The 20,479-nt window shown below is 43.3% G+C and carries 22 protein-coding genes and 2 riboswitches; of the genes, 10 read left to right on the forward strand and 12 right to left on the reverse strand.

Going from position 1 to position 20,479, the window contains the following annotated elements:
• The first annotated feature begins 5 nt into the window (after positions 1-5).
• Positions 6-542, forward strand: a complete 537-nt coding sequence (locus tag ACPF7I_RS04250; RefSeq protein ID WP_430744624.1) for a 1,2-dihydroxy-3-keto-5-methylthiopentene dioxygenase — start codon at positions 6-8, stop codon at positions 540-542.
• An 8-nt stretch (positions 543-550) separates the two neighbouring features.
• Here ACPF7I_RS04250 and ACPF7I_RS04255 read toward each other — a convergent pair whose 3' ends face one another.
• The 3 genes from ACPF7I_RS04255 to ACPF7I_RS04265 are packed head-to-tail and all read right to left on the reverse strand — an operon-like array spanning position 551 to position 3,573.
• The gene (locus tag ACPF7I_RS04255) at positions 551-1,402 is read right to left on the reverse strand and encodes a DMT family transporter (protein ID WP_430744622.1); all 852 of its coding nucleotides are present in this window, start codon (positions 1,400-1,402) and stop codon (positions 551-553) included.
• Positions 1,403-1,414: 12 nt separating this feature from the next.
• Positions 1,415-2,149, reverse strand: a complete 735-nt coding sequence (locus ACPF7I_RS04260; protein WP_430744621.1) for a ZIP family metal transporter — start codon at positions 2,147-2,149, stop codon at positions 1,415-1,417.
• A gap of 2 nt (positions 2,150-2,151) precedes the next feature.
• Positions 2,152-3,573, reverse strand: a complete 1,422-nt coding sequence (locus ACPF7I_RS04265) for an ATP-binding protein (protein WP_430744619.1) — start codon at positions 3,571-3,573, stop codon at positions 2,152-2,154.
• 209 nt (positions 3,574-3,782) lie between these two features.
• On the opposite strand from ACPF7I_RS04265, the gene ACPF7I_RS04270 reads away from it, so the two are divergent.
• Together ACPF7I_RS04270 and ACPF7I_RS04275 are read left to right on the forward strand one after the other, a co-directional pair.
• A complete protein-coding gene (locus ACPF7I_RS04270) occupies positions 3,783-4,328 on the forward strand; it encodes a matrixin family metalloprotease (RefSeq protein WP_003396773.1) in 546 nt (181 codons plus the stop codon).
• A gap of 18 nt (positions 4,329-4,346) precedes the next feature.
• Positions 4,347-4,937: a membrane lipoprotein lipid attachment site-containing protein gene (locus tag ACPF7I_RS04275; RefSeq protein ID WP_219985885.1), complete on the forward strand. Its 591-nt coding sequence runs from the start codon at positions 4,347-4,349 to the stop codon at positions 4,935-4,937.
• A 47-nt stretch (positions 4,938-4,984) separates the two neighbouring features.
• Here ACPF7I_RS04275 and ACPF7I_RS04280 read toward each other — a convergent pair whose 3' ends face one another.
• From ACPF7I_RS04280 to ACPF7I_RS04305, 6 genes are all read right to left on the reverse strand, one after another.
• Positions 4,985-6,406: an amino acid permease gene (locus ACPF7I_RS04280; RefSeq protein ID WP_430744617.1), complete on the reverse strand. Its 1,422-nt coding sequence runs from the start codon at positions 6,404-6,406 to the stop codon at positions 4,985-4,987.
• A 135-nt stretch (positions 6,407-6,541) separates the two neighbouring features.
• A riboswitch (Lysine riboswitch) is annotated at positions 6,542-6,720 on the reverse strand.
• A gap of 109 nt (positions 6,721-6,829) precedes the next feature.
• Positions 6,830-8,917 carry an AAA family ATPase gene (locus tag ACPF7I_RS04285; RefSeq protein ID WP_430744615.1) on the reverse strand — a complete coding sequence of 696 codons (2,088 nt, stop codon included), beginning with the start codon at positions 8,915-8,917 and terminating at the stop codon, positions 6,830-6,832.
• Between the two features lie 138 nt (positions 8,918-9,055).
• Positions 9,056-9,910, reverse strand: a complete 855-nt coding sequence (locus tag ACPF7I_RS04290; protein ID WP_430744613.1) for a methyl-accepting chemotaxis protein — start codon at positions 9,908-9,910, stop codon at positions 9,056-9,058.
• Positions 9,911-9,947: 37 nt separating this feature from the next.
• Positions 9,948-11,354 carry an ATP-binding protein gene (locus ACPF7I_RS04295; RefSeq protein WP_430744611.1) on the reverse strand — a complete coding sequence of 469 codons (1,407 nt, stop codon included), beginning with the start codon at positions 11,352-11,354 and terminating at the stop codon, positions 9,948-9,950.
• Positions 11,341-12,012, reverse strand: coding sequence for a response regulator transcription factor (locus ACPF7I_RS04300; RefSeq protein ID WP_370627975.1), 672 nt, complete (start codon positions 12,010-12,012; stop codon positions 11,341-11,343). The genes ACPF7I_RS04295 and ACPF7I_RS04300 overlap by 14 nt, the downstream gene beginning before the upstream one ends.
• Before the next feature lie 2 nt (positions 12,013-12,014).
• Positions 12,015-12,989, reverse strand: coding sequence for a YncE family protein (locus ACPF7I_RS04305; RefSeq protein WP_430744609.1), 975 nt, complete (start codon positions 12,987-12,989; stop codon positions 12,015-12,017).
• Positions 12,990-13,078: 89 nt separating this feature from the next.
• Between ACPF7I_RS04305 and ACPF7I_RS04310 the strand changes: the two genes are divergently transcribed.
• From ACPF7I_RS04310 to ACPF7I_RS04320, 3 genes are all read left to right on the forward strand, one after another.
• Positions 13,079-13,453, forward strand: coding sequence for a FixH family protein (locus tag ACPF7I_RS04310; protein WP_430744607.1), 375 nt, complete (start codon positions 13,079-13,081; stop codon positions 13,451-13,453).
• Positions 13,454-13,519: 66 nt separating this feature from the next.
• Positions 13,520-14,515 carry a YkvI family membrane protein gene (locus ACPF7I_RS04315; protein WP_430744606.1) on the forward strand — a complete coding sequence of 332 codons (996 nt, stop codon included), beginning with the start codon at positions 13,520-13,522 and terminating at the stop codon, positions 14,513-14,515.
• 42 nt (positions 14,516-14,557) lie between these two features.
• Positions 14,558-15,007 carry a hypothetical protein gene (locus tag ACPF7I_RS04320; RefSeq protein WP_430744604.1) on the forward strand — a complete coding sequence of 150 codons (450 nt, stop codon included), beginning with the start codon at positions 14,558-14,560 and terminating at the stop codon, positions 15,005-15,007.
• Positions 15,008-15,017: 10 nt separating this feature from the next.
• Here ACPF7I_RS04320 and ACPF7I_RS04325 read toward each other — a convergent pair whose 3' ends face one another.
• Positions 15,018-16,631, reverse strand: coding sequence for a methyl-accepting chemotaxis protein (locus ACPF7I_RS04325; protein WP_430744603.1), 1,614 nt, complete (start codon positions 16,629-16,631; stop codon positions 15,018-15,020).
• Between the two features lie 106 nt (positions 16,632-16,737).
• Between ACPF7I_RS04325 and ACPF7I_RS04330 the strand changes: the two genes are divergently transcribed.
• Complete coding sequence (locus ACPF7I_RS04330) at positions 16,738-16,851, forward strand: DUF6254 family protein (protein WP_003396753.1); 114 nt, start codon at positions 16,738-16,740, stop codon at positions 16,849-16,851.
• A 172-nt stretch (positions 16,852-17,023) separates the two neighbouring features.
• On the opposite strand, the gene ACPF7I_RS04335 is transcribed toward ACPF7I_RS04330, so the two are convergent.
• Both ACPF7I_RS04335 and phoU read right to left on the reverse strand, forming a co-directional pair.
• Positions 17,024-17,641, reverse strand: a complete 618-nt coding sequence (locus ACPF7I_RS04335; protein WP_430744601.1) for a hypothetical protein — start codon at positions 17,639-17,641, stop codon at positions 17,024-17,026.
• Positions 17,642-17,731: 90 nt separating this feature from the next.
• Complete coding sequence (phoU, locus tag ACPF7I_RS04340) at positions 17,732-18,391, reverse strand: phosphate signaling complex protein PhoU (RefSeq protein WP_043965109.1); 660 nt, start codon at positions 18,389-18,391, stop codon at positions 17,732-17,734.
• A gap of 137 nt (positions 18,392-18,528) precedes the next feature.
• Positions 18,529-18,573: riboswitch (PreQ1 riboswitch) on the forward strand.
• A 76-nt stretch (positions 18,574-18,649) separates the two neighbouring features.
• On the opposite strand from phoU, the gene queC reads away from it, so the two are divergent.
• The 3 genes from queC to queE are packed head-to-tail and all read left to right on the forward strand — an operon-like array spanning position 18,650 to position 20,471.
• On the forward strand, positions 18,650-19,312 hold the full coding sequence (gene queC, locus ACPF7I_RS04345; RefSeq protein WP_430744599.1) for a 7-cyano-7-deazaguanine synthase QueC: 663 nt from the start codon (positions 18,650-18,652) through the stop codon (positions 19,310-19,312).
• Complete coding sequence (queD, locus tag ACPF7I_RS04350) at positions 19,312-19,749, forward strand: 6-carboxytetrahydropterin synthase QueD (protein WP_430744598.1); 438 nt, start codon at positions 19,312-19,314, stop codon at positions 19,747-19,749. The genes queC and queD overlap by 1 nt, the downstream gene beginning before the upstream one ends.
• Positions 19,749-20,471 (forward strand): 7-carboxy-7-deazaguanine synthase QueE, encoded by a 723-nt coding sequence (gene queE, locus ACPF7I_RS04355; protein WP_430744597.1) that lies wholly within the window; start codon positions 19,749-19,751, stop codon positions 20,469-20,471. The genes queD and queE overlap by 1 nt, the downstream gene beginning before the upstream one ends.
• Positions 20,472-20,479: the final 8 nt, after the last annotated feature.

A 20,479-nucleotide genomic window follows, 5' to 3' on the forward strand; every position in this document is an offset into this window, starting at 1 on the left:
GACATATGGCAGTTATTAAAGTGAGAAACACAGGTGAAGTGATTGAAGGAAAGGAAAACGTCGCTGCGTTTTTAAATCGACAAGGTGTGTTATATGAACGTTGGGATGCGAGTAAACTTCCAGCGCATCTTCAAAATAAATTTGTATTAACAGACGAAGAAAAAGCGGACATTTTAGCGGCGTTTCAATCGGAAATTGAAGATTTAGCGAAGCGAAGAGGCTATCAAGCGTGGGACGTTGTCGCTCTCTGCGAACAAACACCAAATTTAGAAGAACTATTAAAAAAATTTGAACAAGTGCATACGCACACGGAAGATGAAGTGCGTGCAATCGTCGCAGGGCACGGCATTTTCGTCATTAAAGGAGACGAAAAAACAGGATATTTTGACGTAGAACTAGAAGCAGGAGACGTCATTTCTGTGCCAGAAGGAAACCCGCATTTCTTTACATTAATGGACGATCGCCAAGTTGTTGCCGTTCGTCTATTTATCGACCCGTCCGGCTGGGTGGCCCATCCATATGAAGAAAAAGAAGGGGAATAACGCCCCTTCTATTTTTTTGTAAACAATATGACGCCTACAATCGTCACGAATGAACCGATCCATTGTGGCAACGTCAACGTTTCCCCAAGAAGTATGTATGCAAACAAGGCGGTAAAAAGCGGATTAAAATTTAAAAACATGCCCGCTGTCGCCGCACCAACTCGTTTGACGCCAACGTTCCAAAGAAACATCGCGAGCACCGTCGCCCCAACGCTCGTATATAAAAGCGCAAGCAAAAACGAGACGTTCACATCATGAACGGAAAAAGAAGAAAGAAACGGCAACAATCCGATAACGCCAAATACGCCAGACCAAAACGTCGCCGCAAGCGGAGAGTACGATGTCATCACCGCCTTTGCACAGGCAGAATAAACGCCCCAAATGATGACCGCTCCGATCATCCATACATCGCCGATATTGACGTGTAACATGCGATGAAGCTGTCCGTGCGTCATAAAAAAAAGCACGCCGATAAGGGAGACGACCATCGCCAACCATTGCCGCATCGTTAGTCTCTCACGGTATACGACGTAAGCAACAAGCGCAATCGCCATCGGGTTTAGCGTCGAAATAAAACCGACATGATCCGCTGACGTATAGCGAAGTGCTTGAAACATAAATACGTTAAACAACACGACACCCGAAAGCCCCATCGCAATCAAAGGAACGATGCCGCGCGTTTGAAGACGGACGGATCGTTCTTTTTTTAACACGATTGGAAATAAAAAAAGGACAGCGATCGTCCAGCGCATAAACGTTAATGAAAGGGGGGAGGCGTGGACAACAAGCAATTTGCTTGCGACAAAGTTTCCTCCCCATAATGCGCTTGTCAATAAAAGAAGCATATAATATTTCGACATGTGGATCATCCTTTAAAATGTTTCAATTAAAAAGACCATCAGCAACAATCCGATAATAAAGGCATACGTCGACGATTGTTCGTTTCCATCGCCATGGCTTTCAGGAATTAACTCTTTATAAATAATAAATAACATCGCGCCAGCGGCAAACGCCAATCCGTACGGGACGAGCGCATCGACGACGGACGTTAAATAATAGCCGATGACGGAAGCGACAAGTTCAATCAGTCCTGTTCCGGTTGCCATCAAAAACGCTTTTCCTTTTGAAATTTGTTGATTAAATAAAAAAAGCGCAACGAGCAATCCTTCGGGCGCGTTTTGGAAGCCGATCGCTAAGGCGATTAAGTTGCCGATTTCGCCCCCTTCCCCAGAGGCGTAGCTCACGCCGACAGACAGCCCTTCTGGAATGTTGTGAAGCGTAATCGCCGCAAGCACAAGCAACGCTTTTTGGTCAATTTTTATGCCGCTTTCGGTATGCGCCAAATCGATGTGTGGCACCATTTTTTCAAGAAACGTTAATGCGAGCACACCGACGCACAATCCAACGGCTAAGGAAAAAAATGTTCCGGAAGAAAGCGCTTCAGGAATGAGTCCAAGCATAGATGCCGCCATCATGACACCAGCCGTAAAAGCGAGCAACATGTCGCGCCATTTATGTGTTAACGAGCGCGACAAAAATAAAATAGGAATCGCGCCAGCCCCTGTGGCAAGCGCAGATAGCGTGCTTCCGATCAGCATGTCAACCATAATCACCCTCCTAACGGAAAACGAACGGTAATCGTCGTTCCTTTCTTTTCTATGCTATGAATGTCGATCGTCCCTCCGTGCATGTCTATAATGCGTTTACATACGACGAGCCCAAGTCCTGTTCCCGTTTGCTTCGATGTGACAAACGGTTGGAATAGTTTGTGGCTCACATGTTTCGGAATGCCACACCCTGTATCTTTGACGCGCAATATGCCGAAGCTTCCTTGTTTTTCAAGAGAAATCGTCAGCTCGCCACCATGCGGCATCGCTTCTATCGCATTTTTTGCTAAATTTAAGACGACTTGTTTTAAATGGTCTTTCGAACAACAAATCGGAAGGGGGGCATCGGCGCGTTGAAACGAATAAATCACATTATGTAAGTGTGCTTGCGACTCAATCATCGGGTGAATGCTTTGGACGATATGGTTTAAATCGCACATTTCAAGCTTTTGTACCGTCGGTTTGCCGAGAATTAAAAATTCGTTGACGATGTCGTTAATGCGTGTAATTTCGTTTTGAATGACCGAAAAATAAAGTTGTGATTCGTTATCTTTATGTTTTTCACTTAATAGTTGAATAAACCCTTTAATGCCAGCAAGCGGGTTGCGAATTTCGTGCGCGGTGCTCGCGGCTAGCGTACCGATCAACTCCAGCTTTTGCGCTTCCGTTTCCATTCGTTCGACGATCGTTTGCCGTTTTAATAGCGAATATTGAATGAACAACCAAATAATATGAATGATCACAATAAGCGACAAGATATAAGGAAGGGAAGCTTGTATATTTTGTTTCATATTTACGCGCGGCACGTTCGCTTCAATCGTCCATGGTGCGTGATTTAAATGGACGCTTACTTTTTGTTGTGATGCTTGCAGTTTGTTTGTCTCAAGAAGAAGCGTTCCGTGTTCATCGTATAAGCGAAAGGACGCGTTTGGATCAATGATTTTCATACGATGTTTCATGTACGCTGTGCGCAATTTTGCAACGAGAAAGCCAGCCGTTTGATTTGTTTGTTCATCGATAATTGGCGTGACGATCGTCGTCGCCTGATGGCTATCGATCATCGTTTGTTTCGTTATTTTTGCTATGTACATCGTTGAACTTGTCATATCAGAAACGAACGAAATGCGCTCAAAGCGAACGTCTTGTTTTTGCATTTGTTGCAATATGTCGTTTATTTCTTCTTTTTTTAATGTCGCGATATGTTTGCCCATGACGAGCGCTAACGTTTCTAGCCGAGCCGTCGTCTCCGCAAGAAAACGGTCAAGGTCATTTTTATGTATATTCGCAAACGTTCGCGTTTCTTCAAGCAGTTGTTGTTGCTGCTGTTCGTCTTGCCAAAGCACAATCCATGCGCTTCCAACAAGGCATGGCAAAATAACAAGCGAGACGTACAACAACCACCGTCTCATTTTCTCTCTCCCCATATACGCTCCCTCAACAAAACAAAATTCAATGAATATTATAACATAAAGATAAGAAAAAGACGGAGAAAATGATAACCGTATTAAATAGAGTATGTTTATTGACAAGTACAGAAATATATTTTGGTTAAAAAAACAATTTGCAAAAAAAAAAAAAATGATACAATAAACTAGGCTTTAAAAAAGTAAAAGATTTCTAGGAGGAAGCGGATGTGAGAAGATTGACTTTTTTCGTTATTATCATGTTATACTTGATTCCTAGTAGCAGTGTTCGTGCTTATGAGCTATTTGGTGGAAAATATAGGAATCCAAACTCGCTAAAATATTGGATCGATTCGTCGGTTATTAATGCTGGTTATGAAGCGAGGGTAGTGTATGGTTCGGAAGCGTTCGATAGCTCCCCACTTATTGGTACGACCAGAACGTACGATGCCTCCCAAGCTAACTATAAATGGTGGGCTAGTACGAAGGATATGGGTTCCGTTGTCGCTGATTGCATTAACTATCATGTGAACTGGTTGGGACAAGTGACTGCTTGTTGGGATTGCACATACGATAAGTCGCAGTTGAGGATCTATTTACCAGGTTTTCAAAAGTTGTCTTGGGTTCAAACGAGGGAAACAACAGCACACGAGGTCGGTCATGCTCTCGGATTGGATCATGAAGACGATGTTCGTGCTATTATGCTTTCAAAGGGTTTCCTAAATGACGAGTATCCGCAAAGTGATGATTGGAATGGAATAAATGCTATCTATTAGTGGAAAGGAAGTAGCCTGATGAAAAAGATTATTTTTCTTTTTTTTACCATTTTATTTTTGTCTGCCTGTAACAATACACAATCTGAACTAAGCAATGTGAATACAAAATATGTTCATAGTGAGTCGAAAATTATAGACGAATACAATTATTTAGAAGAAATGGAGAATGATAGTGAAGTTATTTTGATAGGTACGAAAAAAAATGGAGAGAGTTATTTCGATAAAGATGGCGATATGGTGACGGGTTTTTACACGATAAGTGATGTTGAGATCAAAAAAGTGTTTAAAAATGAAAAGGGATACACGTTAAATAAGGGTAATATCATAAAAGTTATGGAGAACGGAGCGTTTGATAAAAAGGCTAATACAATGTACGGTTCGGCAGGGTACCAGTTGATGAAAGATAATAAAAGCTATCTTTTATTTTTAAGAAAAAGCACGACACATGATGAGTATACGATCAAAGGTGTTTATTATGGGAAAGTGCCGTTAGATAGTAATCACATGGAATACAAGGGTGATTTGAACAGTAGTAAACAAGTGAATAATAAACAAATCGAAAAATTAAATCAACTATTTGAAGAGGCAAGAAAAAAGTATAGAGAATAAAGAAGATGATATAATGTGTCCCCCGCCAAAATTGGACGGGGGTTTTGTTATGCAGATTGTTTTTGTTTAGTTTTATGTTCGCTTTGTTGTTTAAGAAGTAGCGGATAAAACAACAAGCTGCTTGCCAGCAAGGCGACGCCGAGCAAAAATGTTTTCATATCGGCCGTTCCTGCTTTCACAAGCCAAATGGAATAAATGGTCGCAAGCACGGCGATCGTTCCGTCTGTCATTCGTTCTTGCATCGTACGATACGTCTCTCCTGTCCAAACGAGCTTCAATTGGAAGACGGAAGAGATGACATACGGAACGAGATACGATAATGTCGCAATGTAAATGACAAAATCAAACGCTGCCGCCATCGAGTTTGAAATCGTTGAAAAAATGAATAGTTGCGCAATCATATTCGAGACGATTAAAGAAAAGCGCGGCATTCCTTTTTTATTTTCTTGTAAAAAGGTGCGCATAAACAATCCTTGTTTGGCAGCTTGGTACGGCACTTCTGCACTTAAAAAAATCCAGCCGAGCGTCGAACCGATTAAGCTAATTAAACCGAGCCCAGCTAACAGCTGCGATCCGATCGGTCCTAACACTGTTCCGATCGCATCGACGAGCGGCTTTTCTGACTGCATAAGCGCTTCTTGTTTTAATAATCCCATGACGAGTACGCTAATGCCGATGTAAATCGCTAAGGCGATCAATAAACCGACAATTGTCGCGCGTTTCACATCGCTTTGTTTGCGCGCGCGCGAAGCGAAGACGATCGCTGATTCAATGCCGATAAACGCCCAGAGCGTACTTAATGCGACGTTGTTGATTTGTGAAAGAAGTCCGAGCGTATGACCTGCTTCATCGTAACGCGGAGCAACAAACGGTTGGATATAGCTTTTTTCAAAGGCGAACAGCCCGATGACGATGAATAAGAAAAAGCCAAGCACTTTCGTTGCGGTGGCAACAAAGTTTAATTTTCCAGCGTTTTCTGCTCCTTGTAAAATAATTGTATGCATCATCCATAAAAGCGCCGTACAAACGAGAAACGTTAGCAAATTGCCGAGTTTTAATGTAAATGAACCGGCGGAAAAGACGACATGTCCGCTCGTTAAAATAGGGAAAAACGTTGATAAATAACTAGCAAACGTCGTAATAATGGCGACGTTTCCAGCGACGTTTCCGATCCAATAGCCCCAAGATGACATAAAACCGGATAAGATCGACGCATTTGAACCTTTCGGAAACAGCTCTTTCGCATAAATTTGCGGTCCGCCGTTTAATTCTGGTTTTCGAATTGCTAAATTACCAAAAATGATCGCAATCATTAACACCCCAGCCCCCGTCAGCAGCCAGCCGAGCAGCACGCCAGCAGGGCTTGCCGCCTCCGCAAGCGAACGAGGAAGCATAAAAATACCAGATCCGACCATATTGCCGACAACGAGCGCGGTCAATACCCAAAAGCCGAGTTTTTGTTGTTTCATGTTCGTCATCCTTTCGTTCATAAAATATACGGTGCGTACGGTAGAGCGCTGTTGTCGTGCACTTTTTTCAAACAAAAAAAGTGCACCCTAAGTTTTCAACGGGTGCACAATATATGACACATCCGCATCAAACTTAAGATCGATAGCTCTCCACCGCATGCGCGATGACAGTCCTGCACCTATTCGGCAACAGGCCCAGCTTATAGCGCCAGAGCACGCTATAAACTTCGGCGACAAATCCTTTCATCTCACTTCAGCGACGTCTCTGCGTCTCCATGAAACTACTATTATTTGCCGCGACCTCTATCTCATCTTAGTTGACGAGAAAGATTTCGTATGCAATTGACGTTACTATCGTACAAAAATCTTTTTCTTTCGTCAATGAAAAATTTTTTAAGTCATTTAGCCTAATCCATATGCGGATTAGGCTTTTTTCGCTGCAACGACGATGCGGTCGTCTTTGACATCAATGTGGATTGTCCGCACGTTTTCCTCATCGAGCAACACGTCGGCAATTTGATCTTCGACATGTTCTTGAATGACGCGGCGGAGTGGACGAGCGCCAAATGTCGGATGATAGCCAAGTTCGGCTAATTTTTCTTTCGCTTTGTCGCTAATAGTCATCGTGACGTGTTGTTCCGAAAGTGTACGTTGCAATTCATAAAGCATCAGGTCAACAATTTGCAACATATGTGCTTTTTCAAGCGGTTTAAATTCGATGATCGCATCGAGACGGTTTAAAAATTCCGGTTTAAAGTATAAGCTGAGACGTTGAAGCAAGTCGCCTTCCACATTCGTCCCTGCGTTTGATGTCATAATGATGACTGTATCTTTAAAGCTGACGGTACGACCTTGGCTATCTGTTAAACGACCGTCTTCTAAAATTTGTAAAAACATATGTTGCACGTCCGGATGCGCTTTTTCCATTTCATCAAGCAAGATGATGCTGTAAGGATTGCGGCGCACTTTTTCCGTCAATTGACCAGCTTCCTCATGACCAATGTAACCAGGAGGTGCACCGATCAGTTTGGCGACCGCATGTTTTTCCATATATTCGCTCATATCTAAGCGAATCATTGCATCTTTAGAGCCGAACAATTGTTCAGCAAGCGTCTTTGACAATTCTGTTTTACCGACACCAGTCGGACCGACGAATAAGAACGAACCGATCGGACGGTTTTTCGCTTTTAAGCCGGCGCGACTTCTGCGGATCGCTTTAGCGATTTTTTTCACCGCTTCTTCTTGACCGATCACTTTTTTCGCTAAGTTTTCTTCTAAATGTTTCATTTTTGCTTGTTCATCCGCTTGTAATTTGCCGACTGGAATGCCCGTTTTTTCTTCAATGATTTGTTGAATGTGCATGACATCAACAATAGGTTGTTCTGCTTGTCCGTTTTGTTGCAGTTGTTTTTCAAGCTGCAATTCTTCGGTGCGCAATTTGGCTGCGAGTTCGTAATTTTCTTGTTGCGCCGCTTGTTCTTTTTCTTTTCTTATTTGTTCAAGACGTTGTTCGATTGCCTCTTTATTTGTCGGCATCGCTTTTAAGCTTACTTTAGAGCCAGCCTCATCTAACAAGTCAATCGCCTTATCAGGAAGGAAGCGGTCTTGAATGTAGCGATGCGACAATGTGACGCATGCGTGAATCGCTTCATCTGTGTATTTTACTTGATGGAATTGTTCATATTTTGGCTGAATGCCTTTTAAAATGTTGATTGCTTGTTCAATTGTCGGTTCATGAACGACGACCGGTTGGAAGCGGCGTTCAAGCGCGGCATCTTTTTCAATTTGACGATATTCTTTTAACGTCGTTGCGCCGATGATTTGCAATTCTCCGCGGGCAAGCGTCGGTTTTAATATGTTGCTTGCATCCATCGAGCCTTCTGCCGATCCGGCACCGACAAGTAAATGAATTTCATCGATGAATAAAATGACGTTTTTCCGTTGTTGCAATTCAGCAATGAGTTGTTTCATTCGCTCTTCAAATTGACCGCGAATGCCTGTGTTTGCGACTAAGGAAGCGACGTCAAGCACGTACACTTCTTTGTTTAATAATTTTGTTGGAACAGATCCTTCGACGATTTTCAACGCTAATCCTTCTACGATCGCCGTTTTACCAACGCCCGGTTCACCAATTAACACCGGATTGTTTTTATTGCGACGATTTAAAATTTCAATGACGCGTTCAATTTCTTTATCGCGTCCGATGACGGGATCAATGAGTCCGGCTTTCGCTAATTGCGTTAAGTTGCGACCGAATTGATCAAGCAATCCGTTTCGTTTCGGTTGTTGTTCTTGTTGTTGGACATGGGAAACGGCTTCGTTAGTCAGCGGTGCGAAAAAGTCGGAGAACAATTGATCGAAACGATCGAAGTGGAATCCTGCTGGCACTTTTAATTGTTGTTTTTGTTTTGCATAGCACGTCTCGCAAAGGTGCAATTGTTGTTTGTCGTTGTTTACTTGCACATGTAAAAAGATGTTTGCTTCATTTTGTTTACATACTTGGCACATCATAGGCACCAACCTCCTTTTGACTTTGACTATATTTGACCTTTCTGACTTTATTATAATTTGACCTTTTTTGACTTTCAAGACCTTTTTTAAAAAAAATAAAAATTTTTTTCGCCATAAAAAAACTGCCGCAATGGGCAGTTAGATGAGTTTCGTCAGTTTGTCTGTAATTTTCACCATATGTTGCTGTACTTGATGAAGTTCGTCGATCGCTTCGGCGCTATCGTTTATTTTTTCCGCCACTTCTTGAAGCATATGAACCATCTCTAACACCGAGTTTGTAATATGATTCAGCTGTTCTGAAATGTCTTCGGCCGAATGTTTGCTTTTTTCCGCCATTTTGCGCACTTCTTCTGCGACGATCGCAAAGCCGCGACCGTGTTCGCCAGCGCGCGCTGCCTCAATCGCAGCGTTTAATCCGAGCAAATTTGATTGCATCGCGATGTCTTTCACGAATGAAATGACGCCTTGAATTTCCTCTGTGCTTTTGCTTACTTTTTCCGCTTTTTCACTCAACTGTTTCACGCGATTGTTGATTAAGCGGGCTGTTTGTTGAATATCGCCCGTGCTCGCGTTCATTTCTTCAAGTAAACTCGCAAACTCTTCATTTAACGTCTGGTGGCGGTCGGTGACATCGGTGGCGAGTTTAAAGATCGCTTGCACTTGCCCTTGTTCGTCTAATACCGGAGCGTAGAGCGCCTCAAGCCATATATGTTTGCCGTCGCGTGTGACGCGTTGCACTGTGCCGTAAAACGGTTGTTTATTGCGCAGGCGATTCCAAAATTCCGTATACGCATAGCTGTTTGTGTATTCAGGAAGGCAAAATTGACGGTGGGATAAACCGAGCAATTGTTGCTCCGTGTAGCCCATCGCTTGAAGAAACGCATCGTTTGCCCATAATACCGTCGTATCTGGGCGAAATAAAATGACCGCAAATGAGCGGCACATCGATTCAAATAGCCGCTCTAAATCGATCGGGATGGAACTCACTTTCATTTGTTTGCCTCCTTTAACTTATCATACATACATTGTACTATGATTCATGATATAACGGCAATTGCACGTACACGGTCGTTCCTTTTCCTTGTTCGCTTTCAAAGCGGATCGATCCCCCGTGTAGTTTTACAATTTGCTTAACAATCGCAATGCCAAGCCCTGTGCCGCCATGTTCGCGCGAGCGGGAGCGGTCGGTGCGAAAAAAGCGTTCGCCTAATCGTTCGATGTCTTGTTTCGACATCCCTTGTCCTGAATCGGAAATAACGAGCTCGCACATCGGATGTTTGTTTACGGTGTGTAACGATATGTTGCCGCCAGAAGGGGTGTAGCGCAACGCATTATCAAGCAAGTTTTGCAGCACTTGTTCGATGCGATCTGGATCGCCATCGACAACTAAATCATGGTCGATATCGAGAGAAAGATGGATGTCTTTTTCTTGCAAGAGCGGCTCGTATTTTTCAATCGTCTCTTCTATGAGTTGTGCGATTGAAAACGGCGTGCGCACGAGCGGATATGTGCCTTCTAGTTGCGCCAAATCGAGCAAATCGCGCACAAGACGCTGCATGCGGCTCGCTTCGCGGTGAATGAGCTTCATATATTTTTTTTGTTGTTCTTCATCTTCCACGACGCCGTCTAATAGCGCTTCACTATATCCTTTCACATAGCTTAACGGCGTGCGCAATTCGTGAGAAACGTTCGCTAAAAATTCTTTTTTTCGTTCATCTTCTTTGGCGAGCGCATGTGCCATTTGATTGAACGCCTTCGCTAATTGTCCGATTTCATCTTCCGTTTCAACATTCACGTGGACGGAAAAATCGCCTTGCGAGACGCGATAGGCCGCTTGTTGCATATGTTGCAGCGGTTTTGTAAAATGCATCGCAATTTTCCGACCGACAAACACAGTAATGAATAAAAAAAGGCTACCGCCGATCATGACGAACATTTGAATGCGCTCGAGCACATCTTCAATGGACGCGAGCGGAACGTACAAATATAAAATGCCCATCAGGCGATGTTCGTCTAATAGCGGAATGATGATGCCGACAATTTGACGGTCAAACGTTTGTTCATATCCTTTTTTTGTCACTGTTTTTCCAGCAAGTAGTTGTTGCCGTTCTGTTTCGCTAATAATGGAGTGGTGATCGACTTCAAACGGCAAGCAGGCGCTTAATTCACGCGGATTGTTGACGAGAACAATTTCTGCATCGGATATGTCATTGATGAAGGAAACGGTGTCGCGAAACGAGTCCGTCAGCGCACCGCCTTCATATGTTGCTGCGATGTTCATTCCTTCTTGCAACAAACGTTGTTCGACGCTTGACATATAAATGTTTTCATATATATAAACAGCAACCGTATATAAAAGCAACACCGCAAGCACTAAGAAAGCGCTAATCGTTAGCCATAGCTTTTGTTGTAAGGAAAGAGAATTAAACTGTTTCATCAAATTTATATCCCACTCCCCATACCGTTTGGATGAGTTGCCCAGCGTCGCCTAATTTAATGCGCAACGTTTTAATATGCGTATCGACGGTGCGCGTGCTGCCGACGTAATGAATGCCCCAGACGCGATCTAACAGCTGTTCACGCGTAAATACTTGACCGCGATGTTTTAAAAACAAGATGAGCAGTTCAAATTCTTTTAACGTTAAAAGAACAGGTTTTCCGTTGACCGTGACTTTTCGCGCTTTTTCATCGACAACGATCGGACCTGCTTCATATTGTAGAGCGGCGTCAGCCCCTTTCGTTCGCCGGAGTACAGCATGAACGCGCGCCACGACTTCATTCGGGCTAAACGGTTTCACGATGTAGTCGTCAGCTCCAATTTTAAGCCCATATACACGATCCCATTCATCGCTTCGAGCCGTTAAAAAAATGATAGGGACTTGCGAACGCTCGCGCACGTACATGCAAAAACGATAGCCGTCAAGTTTTGGCATCATAATATCAAGTAAAATTAAATCGACATGTCTCCGTCCGAATTGTGCAAGCCCTTCTTCGCCATCGTCTGCTTCGATGCACGTAAATCCTTCTGGCTCTAAATATAGGCGCAGCAATTCACGCATCTCTTTTTCATCGTCAATAATTAAAATCGTTGCCACGTTCATTCCTCCTTCGCATCGCGGAAAAAGATGTAAAACGGTCCGTGTCCAACAGAAACAGTATTTGTTTGTTTGAATGTTTTTTCATCAACAAAAAGTAGTTCATTGCTGTCGTAGCTTGCGATGACGAGATCGTTTTTCGCCTTTGTCATCGCAAACGGATTGGCGCCAATATTCAGCTCGCGAATTAAGCGTTTTGTATCTCGATCAAACGCGTATAACATGTTCGATCCGTGACAAAGAACGTATATTGCTTCGTTCGTTTGAGCGAATTGAATTGGCATCGTTTCTGCTTTTACACGTGTGATGAGACGCCCATCGACAAGCGAATGGACGTATGCTTCTTGTTGAATCGTTGCTCCGCTGCCATGCCCGCCAACCCATAGCTCATTCGTTTCAGGAACGACGAAGCCGCTGACGGCGGAATTGAGCGTATCGACCGTTCGTGTCACTCGTTTTGTCGTCTTGTCAATAAACGAAATCGCGCCATTTTTAAAATGAATAATAATCCATTGGTTATGTTTGTCGTCTTCTATTACTGAAAAAGGGGACGGCGGGGTCGCGATCACATCTGTCACTTTTCCATCGAACGTCATGAGCGACACCGTCCCTTTTTTTTCGTTGACGACGAGCAAGTCACGTTCGGTGACGAGCACATCCGTTACCCCTTTTTCAACGTTCCATCGTTTCGCTTCTCTTCCAGTTGATAACGTATAGGCGATCATTTCATCCATGTCTTGTCCGAATAAAACGATCGTATCGCCGTCGGGAAGAATCGCGGCTTTTGTGATCGGTTTTTTCACTTGCCATGTTGTAATTAACTGTTTCGTGTTATAATCAATAAATGACAAGCTTTGTTCTTTTATATTCACGACGCCAATGATCGCCCCGTCCCGTTTGATCGGGGTGTACGTTTGTGATGTGCAGCTCGTTAATAATATCACGATCATCAGCCAAAAAAAGAAACGAACACGCATCGCACAAATCCTCCATCGCATTTTAATACTATTGTAGCAAATAGTTGTGAATATTTTGTGAAACTATTGTAACACGGAAGGGGATTCAAATGAAAAAATGGTTGTTGTTGTTTTCATTCATGTTGCTTGTTGTCGCCGGTTGTGCCAATAATACGGAAGAAGAAGAGTTGGCGTATTTAGACGTCAAAATGGCGGTCGAAGAAAAGCTTCCGGCTAATCAAGAAGTCGAGCTCGCATGTTTAGTGACATATGGCGATGAAAAAGTAACCGACGCATCAGAAGTGAAATTTGAAGTGTGGAAGCATGGCACAGAAGACCGACAAATGATTGAAGGAAAACATGTCGGCGACGGAAAATATGTCGCAAGCTATACGTTCGCTGCGAAAGGGACGTATTCCGTTGTGGCGCATGTGACGGCAAAAAATATGCATAATATGCCAAAAATTGATGTAGTTGTAGAATAAACGGCGGAAAATATTCGCCGTTTTTTTTCATATATATAGAAAAAATGGACGAGTGGGGGAGAGCGTATGTGGATGCGGGCGGTTCAAATTGCGTTTGTATATGTAGGAACGGTCGTTGGGGCTGGATTTGCGACCGGAAAAGAAATTGTGCAATTTTTTACGCAATACGGTGCGATTGGGTTTGTAACCATTGCGGCAAGCGGGGGGCTATTTATTTTTTTCGGGACACGTTTAATGATGATGGCTGCTCGACTTCATGCCCGTTCATATGAACAGTTGAATAGTTATTTGTTTGGAAAATTAGGTTTTTTTGTAAATATATTTATGTTTATTGTGTTATTTAGTGTAACATCCGTGATGTTGTCAGGAGCGGGAGCGGTGTTTGAAGAACAGCTTCATATGCCGGCATACGTCGGGCTTGTGCTCACGATCATCCTTGCCTTTGTGACGATGTTATTTGGCTTAAACGGCATTTTAAGCGTTAATATGATTGTCGTGCCGATGATGATTATATTTAGCTTCTGTATTGCGATGATGAACGGAAGCGACGTTGTATGGACGAAGCCGCCGCTTGCTGCTTTTTTTTCTCCGTTTTCGTATGTGGCGTTTAATTTAGCGATGGCGCAAGCCGTTCTCGTTCCGCTTGCAACGGAGGTAAAGGATGAAAAAACGATTCGTCTCGGTGGCTGGCTTGGTGGCCTGTTGCTTATGTTTATTTTATTTAGCAGCCATGTTGCCCTTTCGCTATTGCCACAGTTGTCATCTTACAGCATTCCGATGGCGGAGGTGGTGAAACGTTCGCTTGCTTCGTTTTACTGGTTATACGTCGCTATCATTTATGGGGAAATTTTCACCTCGTTTATTGCCGGGGTGTTTGGGTTGCATCGGAAATTGGCGCTTTTTTTTCGCCAACCTTTCTTTGTTCTCGTTGCGCTTTTGTTGGCGATGTATGCGTTTAGTTTAGTCGGATATGATGCGCTTCTTACGGTATTGTATCCTTTATTTGGATATATGAGCATCATTTTTATTTTCTTGCTATTGTATCGAAAAATGCCTAGCTAGAAAAAAAGAAGTGTAGTACATTGAATGTGGGGAGGTGAATTCATGCGGAAAGCGGTCATCGCGATGTTCGTTTTACTTTTTTTCTTTGCGCTTGAAACGTTCCACATCATTCAATGGTACGATGCAAATGTATGGGCGCTTATTGTGTTTTCTTTTGGACTTATCGTTCATATATACGTGTTTAAGCGCGGTGTACGTGTGCATGATGCATTTCTTTTATTGCCAGCGGCCATCGCGCTATGGATGGCGGTTTTTTCATTATTTTTGCTTCATGGCGGAACGATGTACGTATTGGCGTTTACGATTGGTTTGTTCGAATGGTGGCTGTTTAGCAAGGAACAATGGTTAGAAACGCCGCTTCTCGTTTGTTTCGGATGTAGCGTTGTAGCTAGTTTAGAAGAAGGACATATGCTTTTGTTGCTTTTTGTTTTAACGATCGGTATGGGGGCGTACGCATACTACACAAAAAAGGAGCGAGCCAATGCGCATTAGGCTCGCTTTTTTATTTTATTCCAAACCGATGTAAAATTTGTTTTAGTTGATACACTTCCTCCGCCAATATCGCCGCTTCTTTTGCGAGTTGATGGACGCTCATCGCTTGTTGTTCCAGCCCGCTTGCCGTTTCGTGAACGACTTTTGTAAAGTCGTTGGCGATCGTATAAATATCTGCAATCGCTTCGTGTAGTTCGTTTCCTTCTTTTGTCGTTTGTTGCATGAGCGTTCGGTTTCGTTGGCTTAACGCGTTTAGCTCATGTGACATCGTTTGGAAATAAGCAATACTTTCGGTCAGTTTTGTTAAGGAAGCGGTCGTTTCGTCGATCGTATTCGCTTGTTTCGTGACCGCATTTGCAACGCTTGATAGTTGATTGTACGTATTCGCAAGCGATGATAAAATTTCATGTGCGAAAGCGTTCGTATGTTCCGCAAGTTTCCGCACTTCTGAAGCAACGACGGCAAATCCTTTTCCAGCTTCTCCTGCTCGTGCCGCTTCAATGGAAGCGTTTAACGCTAACATGTTCGTTTGTTCCGCAATTGCCGTAATGGCGGACACTTTTTGAATGAGCGCATCCGCTTCTTTCGCGACCGTTTGAATTTGTTTGGCGGTGTTGTTCATTTGTTGTTTTGTGTCGTTCATTTGTTGTTCAACGGCTTGCATATGGGCATATCCTGTTTGGGCGGAGTGAAATGTCGTTTGCGCCCGTTCGACGACTTGTTCAATATCTGTTTGGACGGTATGCATGTAATCAAGCATCGTTTGAATGCGTTGTTTCGCTTCATCGACAAATGTCGTTTGTTTTTGCGCCCCTTCACGAAACGTTTCCATGGTGGCTGATACTTCATCGAACGCCTCGGCAATTCGTTTTGCTTCTTCTTTTTGTTCGTGGCTCACATGTTCAACGGAGTGGGTTGCCTTTGCGATTTGTTGTAAAATCATGCGCAAGCCGAGAATCACTTTGTTAATTTCATAGCCGATTTGATGAAAAGCGTTGCGCTTTCCGACTGTCTTCACTTCGGTATGAAGCTGTCCGGATGAGACGGCACGAGTGACGTGATACCACGCGTGCAGGCGATTCATAATCGTACGGTAAAATGAAAAAGAAACGAGAAAACCGATCAAACCGGTGGCACTCGCCAGCAGCAACGTTTGTTTGAACGGTAGATGCATCATAAACGCAACAATAAAAAGAGCGATAACGGGCAATAAGACGATCGTGCCAAACCACATTTCTATATACGGCTGATGGATGAGACGTCCCATGCGTAAATTAAAGCGCTTTCCATTTTGTTCGAAAAGTGGACAAGAAGCATCGATCAGCACTTCACCTGTATTTCGTTTATACAGTTGCAACAGCGGGGTATTTGTTTTCGCACATTTTTTTCCTACTTCGTCGTCAAACACCATCCCTTCGCGCAAACGGTTCGTATGCACAACACCTTTTCCGTCTTCATCGACGATGACAAAATATTCATCGCGTTCGAGATGGCGGTCTAATACGTCGCGCAACGAATCGAGTTGTTGAGCGAGCGGTTGGTCTAATCGCATCGTTCGTTTTACTTCTTTCGCCACTCGTTGTACTTTTTGTAGTGCTTTTTTCGCTTGTTTCGATTGTAACAAAATTCTCTCCCCCTTTTCCCCTTATTTCAAATATACACAATTTTCAGACGATGAAAAAGACATAAAAAAGGAAAATGAACAAATGATAAAAAGGGAGGTGAGACGAATGACTCAATCGAAAAGACAAAAAGAGCGACAATGGACCGTTCGTAAACAAGCGCAAAATGAGCCACATGGGAAAGTGAAGTCGTTTGAACAACTAGCAAAAGAGGAAAAATAAATGGAAAAGGAGCTGACCAAAAGAGGCGGTAATGCTCCTATCTGGGTTAAAATAGAAAAATAGACCATCACTAAAACCTAGTAAAATCAAGGGTTTCAGAGGTGGTCTATTTCACATACTTCGGTGAAATTTCACCAAAAGGGGGGCTTTTGAGTCAGCCCCTTTTGCTTCATTATCTTGCTTTTAACGCACGAATTTCGTTTTCATGTACAAGTGACTGAAGCGCAAGCGACTGAATAGCAAGTTCATGTCGCGCTTGAGTTGCGATGACATCATCTAGTTTTTGGGACATTTCAGCGAGGTTTTGCTTGATCGTTGATATTTCATTTACTGCTTCTAACGTTTCTAGCACGGCTTGTTTAATGAGAGGAATGTCTGCGACGTCATCTTTTGTAGCCATACGTTGTTCAATGCTAATGATGTCATCTTTTGTAGCCATCGTTTGTTCGATGTGCTCGATTCGCTTGTCCATGGCAGCGATGTCATCTTTCGTGGCCATGCGTTGTTCAATGCTTGCGATGTCATCTTTTGTAGCCATACGTTGTTCAATGCTAATGATGTCATCTTTTGTAGCCATTGTTTGTTCGATGTGCTCGATTCGCTTGTCCATGGCAGCGATGTCATCTTTTGTAGCCATGCGTTGTTCAATGCTTGCGATATCATCTTTTGTGGCCATTGTTTGTTCGATGTGTTCGATTCGCTTGTCCATGGCGGCGATGTCATCTTTTGTAGCCATGTGTTCACGCAACAATGCGAGCTCATCGAAAATACGTTTGAGCATATCATCCATGTTTACTCACCTCCCCCGAAAAAAATTATATCATCACATGAAAAAGAAATCGACAAAAAAAGGATGCCCCAATGGGAGGCACCCGAATGTTTAATAGTTTAAATCAATGCGAATTCCTTTGACGCTATATAAAATATTTTCAGCGATATTTGTCACATGGTCGCCAGCGCGCTCTAAGTTGCGCGTGATGAACGACAATTGTGTAATTTGGTTTGTAAACTCTGGCTTTTCGCTCATTAAGTCAATTAGTTCTTGAATAATTTTCCCTTGTAATTCGTCTACTCGATCGTCTTCGAGCGCAATGCGTTTCGCTTCTTCAACATCATCGTTATGGAACGCATGAAGCGCATGATCTAACATTTCGTTGACGATCGCGGCCATTTCAGGAATGTGGACGATTGGTTTCACATGCGGTTCTGTGCCGATAAATTTGACCGATTTTGCGATATTGACCGCAATGTCACCAATGCGCTCGACATCAGACGAAATTTTCAGCGCAACAATTAACCGACGTAAATCAGATGCGACCGGTTGTTGTTTTAAAATCGTCATAATTGCCAGTTCGTTAATTTCGCGCTCGAGTTCGTTAATTTTTTTATCGTTTTCGATAATTTCATCTGCTTTTGTAATATTTTGCGTTTGTAACGCTTCAATCGATTCATGTAGCGCTTGTTGGGAAGCGGATACCATCGTCATCAATTTTTCGCGCAGTTGTTGAAGCGCCGCATCAAAAGTTGAACGTTTTGTCATGTTGAATCACCTAACTTTTTTGTTGTTATTATATCCTGAAAACAGTTCACAAATAAAGCATAATTTTTTTATAGAATGAATATATGTTTTATGGTATATTGTTAGGCGTACAATTGAAGAAGAATTCTGCGCATAGCGCAGGAGAGGTTCTAGAACACCCTCTATAAAAAAACTAGGGATCGCTATGTCCTTAGGGGGTATAGCGTTTTTGTTTTAGAACGCTCTTTCTTCTCACGATGTAAGAAAGGGGAGCGAAAAATGAAAAAAGAAAAAGCAGTCGTCGTTTTTAGCGGCGGGCAAGACAGTACAACATGTTTATTTTGGGCGAAAAAATATTTTGCGGAAGTCGAAGCGGTGACGTTTGATTACAACCAACGCCATCGGCTTGAAATTGACGTCGCTGCATCGATCGCCAAAGAGCTTGACGTGCCACATACGGTGCTTGATATGTCGCTATTAAATCAGCTCGCACCAAATGCATTGACAAGAAGCGATATAGCGATCGAACAAAAAGAAGGACAATTGCCGTCCACGTTTGTCGATGGGCGCAATTTATTGTTTTTATCGTTTGCGGCAGTGCTTGCCAAACAAAAAGGGGCGCGTCATCTCGTGACGGGCGTATGTGAAACGGACTTTAGCGGTTATCCGGATTGCCGAGACGTATTTATTAAGTCGTTAAACGTGACACTTAATTTAGCGATGGATTACGACTTTGTCATCCATACGCCGCTCATGTGGTTAAATAAAGCAGAAACGTGGAAGCTTGCTGATGAGCTACATGCGCTTGAGTTCGTGCGCACGAAAACGCTCACGTGCTACAACGGCATTATCGCTGACGGTTGCGGCGAATGCCCGGCGTGCGTGCTGCGTAAGCGAGGTCTTGATCAATATATGAGTGAAAAGAAAGGAGCGCATGTATAATGATCCAACAAATTTATCCGCAAGTGATACACCCGTTTCGCTATGAATTAAATAAGGATATGCAAATTGCTGCGGCGCACTTTATTCCGCATGAAGCAGCCGGGCAATGTGCGAACATGCACGGACATACGTATTTTATCAACATTACTATTGCAGGTGACGAGCTGGATGATTCGGGCTTTTTAATTAACTTTCAACAGTTAAAAAAACTTGTGCACAACCGTTTTGATCATACGGTGATGAACGACCATAAAGACGTATTTAGCGATACAGATGCTGAACATTTTCCGACGACAGAAGTGGTAGCGCGAAAAATTGCAGAAATCGTTCAAGAACATTTAGATACGTTGCCGAATAAACCGACATGCGTTCAAGTGTTTGTGCGGGAGTCCCCGACAAGCTACGTCGTATATCGTCCGAAAGCAGGGAAACAATAATGGAACGCATTCCGGTCATTGAAATTTTCGGTCCGACGATTCAAGGGGAAGGGATGGTCATCGGACAAAAAACGATGTTTGTCCGCACAGCAGGATGCGACTATCGTTGCCGTTGGTGCGATTCGTCGTTTACGTGGGACGGTTCGGCGAAAGATGAAATCAAACAAATGACGCCCGAACATATTTGGCAACAACTGAAACAACTTGGCGGGGATCGTTTTAACCATGTGACGATTTCAGGCGGCAATCCTGCGCTGCTTAAAAGTTTGCATGCACTCATCTCTTTACTAAAACAACATCGGATGCGCATCGGCTTAGAGACACAGGGGAGCGTATGGCAAGACTGGTTTTACGATATTGACGATTTAACGATTTCACCAAAGCCGCCGAGCTCAAACATGGAAACAAACTTTGCGATGCTTGATACGATCATAGACCGATTAACAATGCATCGCGGACAAGTGAGTATAAAAGTCGTCGTGTTTAACGATGAAGATTTTGTTTATGCCAAACATGTGCATCAACGCTACCCGACCGTTCCATTTTACGTGCAAGTCGGCAACGATGATATACATGAAGCAGACGACACGATGCTTCGCTTAAAGTTATTACAAAAACTTGAATGGCTCGTCGAACAAGTTGTGCAATCAAACGAGATGAACGATGTTCGCGTCTTGCCGCAACTACACACGTTATTATGGGGCAATCGTCGCGGCGTATAACTAAAGGA

The organism is Anoxybacillus dikiliensis, assembly GCF_050613275.1.
GTDB lineage: Bacteria > Bacillota > Bacilli > Bacillales > Anoxybacillaceae > Anoxybacillus.

Excerpts from the sequence above, each read along its gene's own strand:
- ACPF7I_RS04315 (WP_430744606.1), top strand. The coding sequence starts at position 13,520 with ATGTGGATGCGGGCGGTTCAAATTGCGTTTGTATATGTAGGAACGGTC.
- queD (WP_430744598.1), top strand. The coding sequence starts at position 19,312 with ATGATCCAACAAATTTATCCGCAAGTGATACACCCGTTTCGCTATGAA.
- ACPF7I_RS04265 (WP_430744619.1), bottom strand. The coding sequence starts at position 3,573 with ATGGGGAGAGAGAAAATGAGACGGTGGTTGTTGTACGTCTCGCTTGTT.
- ACPF7I_RS04330 (WP_003396753.1), top strand. The coding sequence starts at position 16,738 with ATGACTCAATCGAAAAGACAAAAAGAGCGACAATGGACCGTTCGTAAA.
- ACPF7I_RS04255 (WP_430744622.1), bottom strand. The coding sequence starts at position 1,402 with ATGTCGAAATATTATATGCTTCTTTTATTGACAAGCGCATTATGGGGA.
- ACPF7I_RS04290 (WP_430744613.1), bottom strand. The coding sequence starts at position 9,910 with ATGAAAGTGAGTTCCATCCCGATCGATTTAGAGCGGCTATTTGAATCG.
- ACPF7I_RS04280 (WP_430744617.1), bottom strand. The coding sequence starts at position 6,406 with ATGAAACAACAAAAACTCGGCTTTTGGGTATTGACCGCGCTCGTTGTC.
- queE (WP_430744597.1), top strand. The coding sequence starts at position 19,749 with ATGGAACGCATTCCGGTCATTGAAATTTTCGGTCCGACGATTCAAGGG.
- ACPF7I_RS04295 (WP_430744611.1), bottom strand. The coding sequence starts at position 11,354 with ATGAAACAGTTTAATTCTCTTTCCTTACAACAAAAGCTATGGCTAACG.
- ACPF7I_RS04310 (WP_430744607.1), top strand. The coding sequence starts at position 13,079 with ATGAAAAAATGGTTGTTGTTGTTTTCATTCATGTTGCTTGTTGTCGCC.
- ACPF7I_RS04260 (WP_430744621.1), bottom strand. The coding sequence starts at position 2,149 with ATGGTTGACATGCTGATCGGAAGCACGCTATCTGCGCTTGCCACAGGG.
- ACPF7I_RS04335 (WP_430744601.1), bottom strand. The coding sequence starts at position 17,641 with ATGGATGATATGCTCAAACGTATTTTCGATGAGCTCGCATTGTTGCGT.
- ACPF7I_RS04275 (WP_219985885.1), top strand. The coding sequence starts at position 4,347 with ATGAAAAAGATTATTTTTCTTTTTTTTACCATTTTATTTTTGTCTGCC.
- queC (WP_430744599.1), top strand. The coding sequence starts at position 18,650 with ATGAAAAAAGAAAAAGCAGTCGTCGTTTTTAGCGGCGGGCAAGACAGT.
- ACPF7I_RS04285 (WP_430744615.1), bottom strand. The coding sequence starts at position 8,917 with ATGATGTGCCAAGTATGTAAACAAAATGAAGCAAACATCTTTTTACAT.
- phoU (WP_043965109.1), bottom strand. The coding sequence starts at position 18,391 with ATGACAAAACGTTCAACTTTTGATGCGGCGCTTCAACAACTGCGCGAA.
- ACPF7I_RS04320 (WP_430744604.1), top strand. The coding sequence starts at position 14,558 with ATGCGGAAAGCGGTCATCGCGATGTTCGTTTTACTTTTTTTCTTTGCG.
- ACPF7I_RS04250 (WP_430744624.1), top strand. The coding sequence starts at position 6 with ATGGCAGTTATTAAAGTGAGAAACACAGGTGAAGTGATTGAAGGAAAG.
- ACPF7I_RS04305 (WP_430744609.1), bottom strand. The coding sequence starts at position 12,989 with ATGCGTGTTCGTTTCTTTTTTTGGCTGATGATCGTGATATTATTAACG.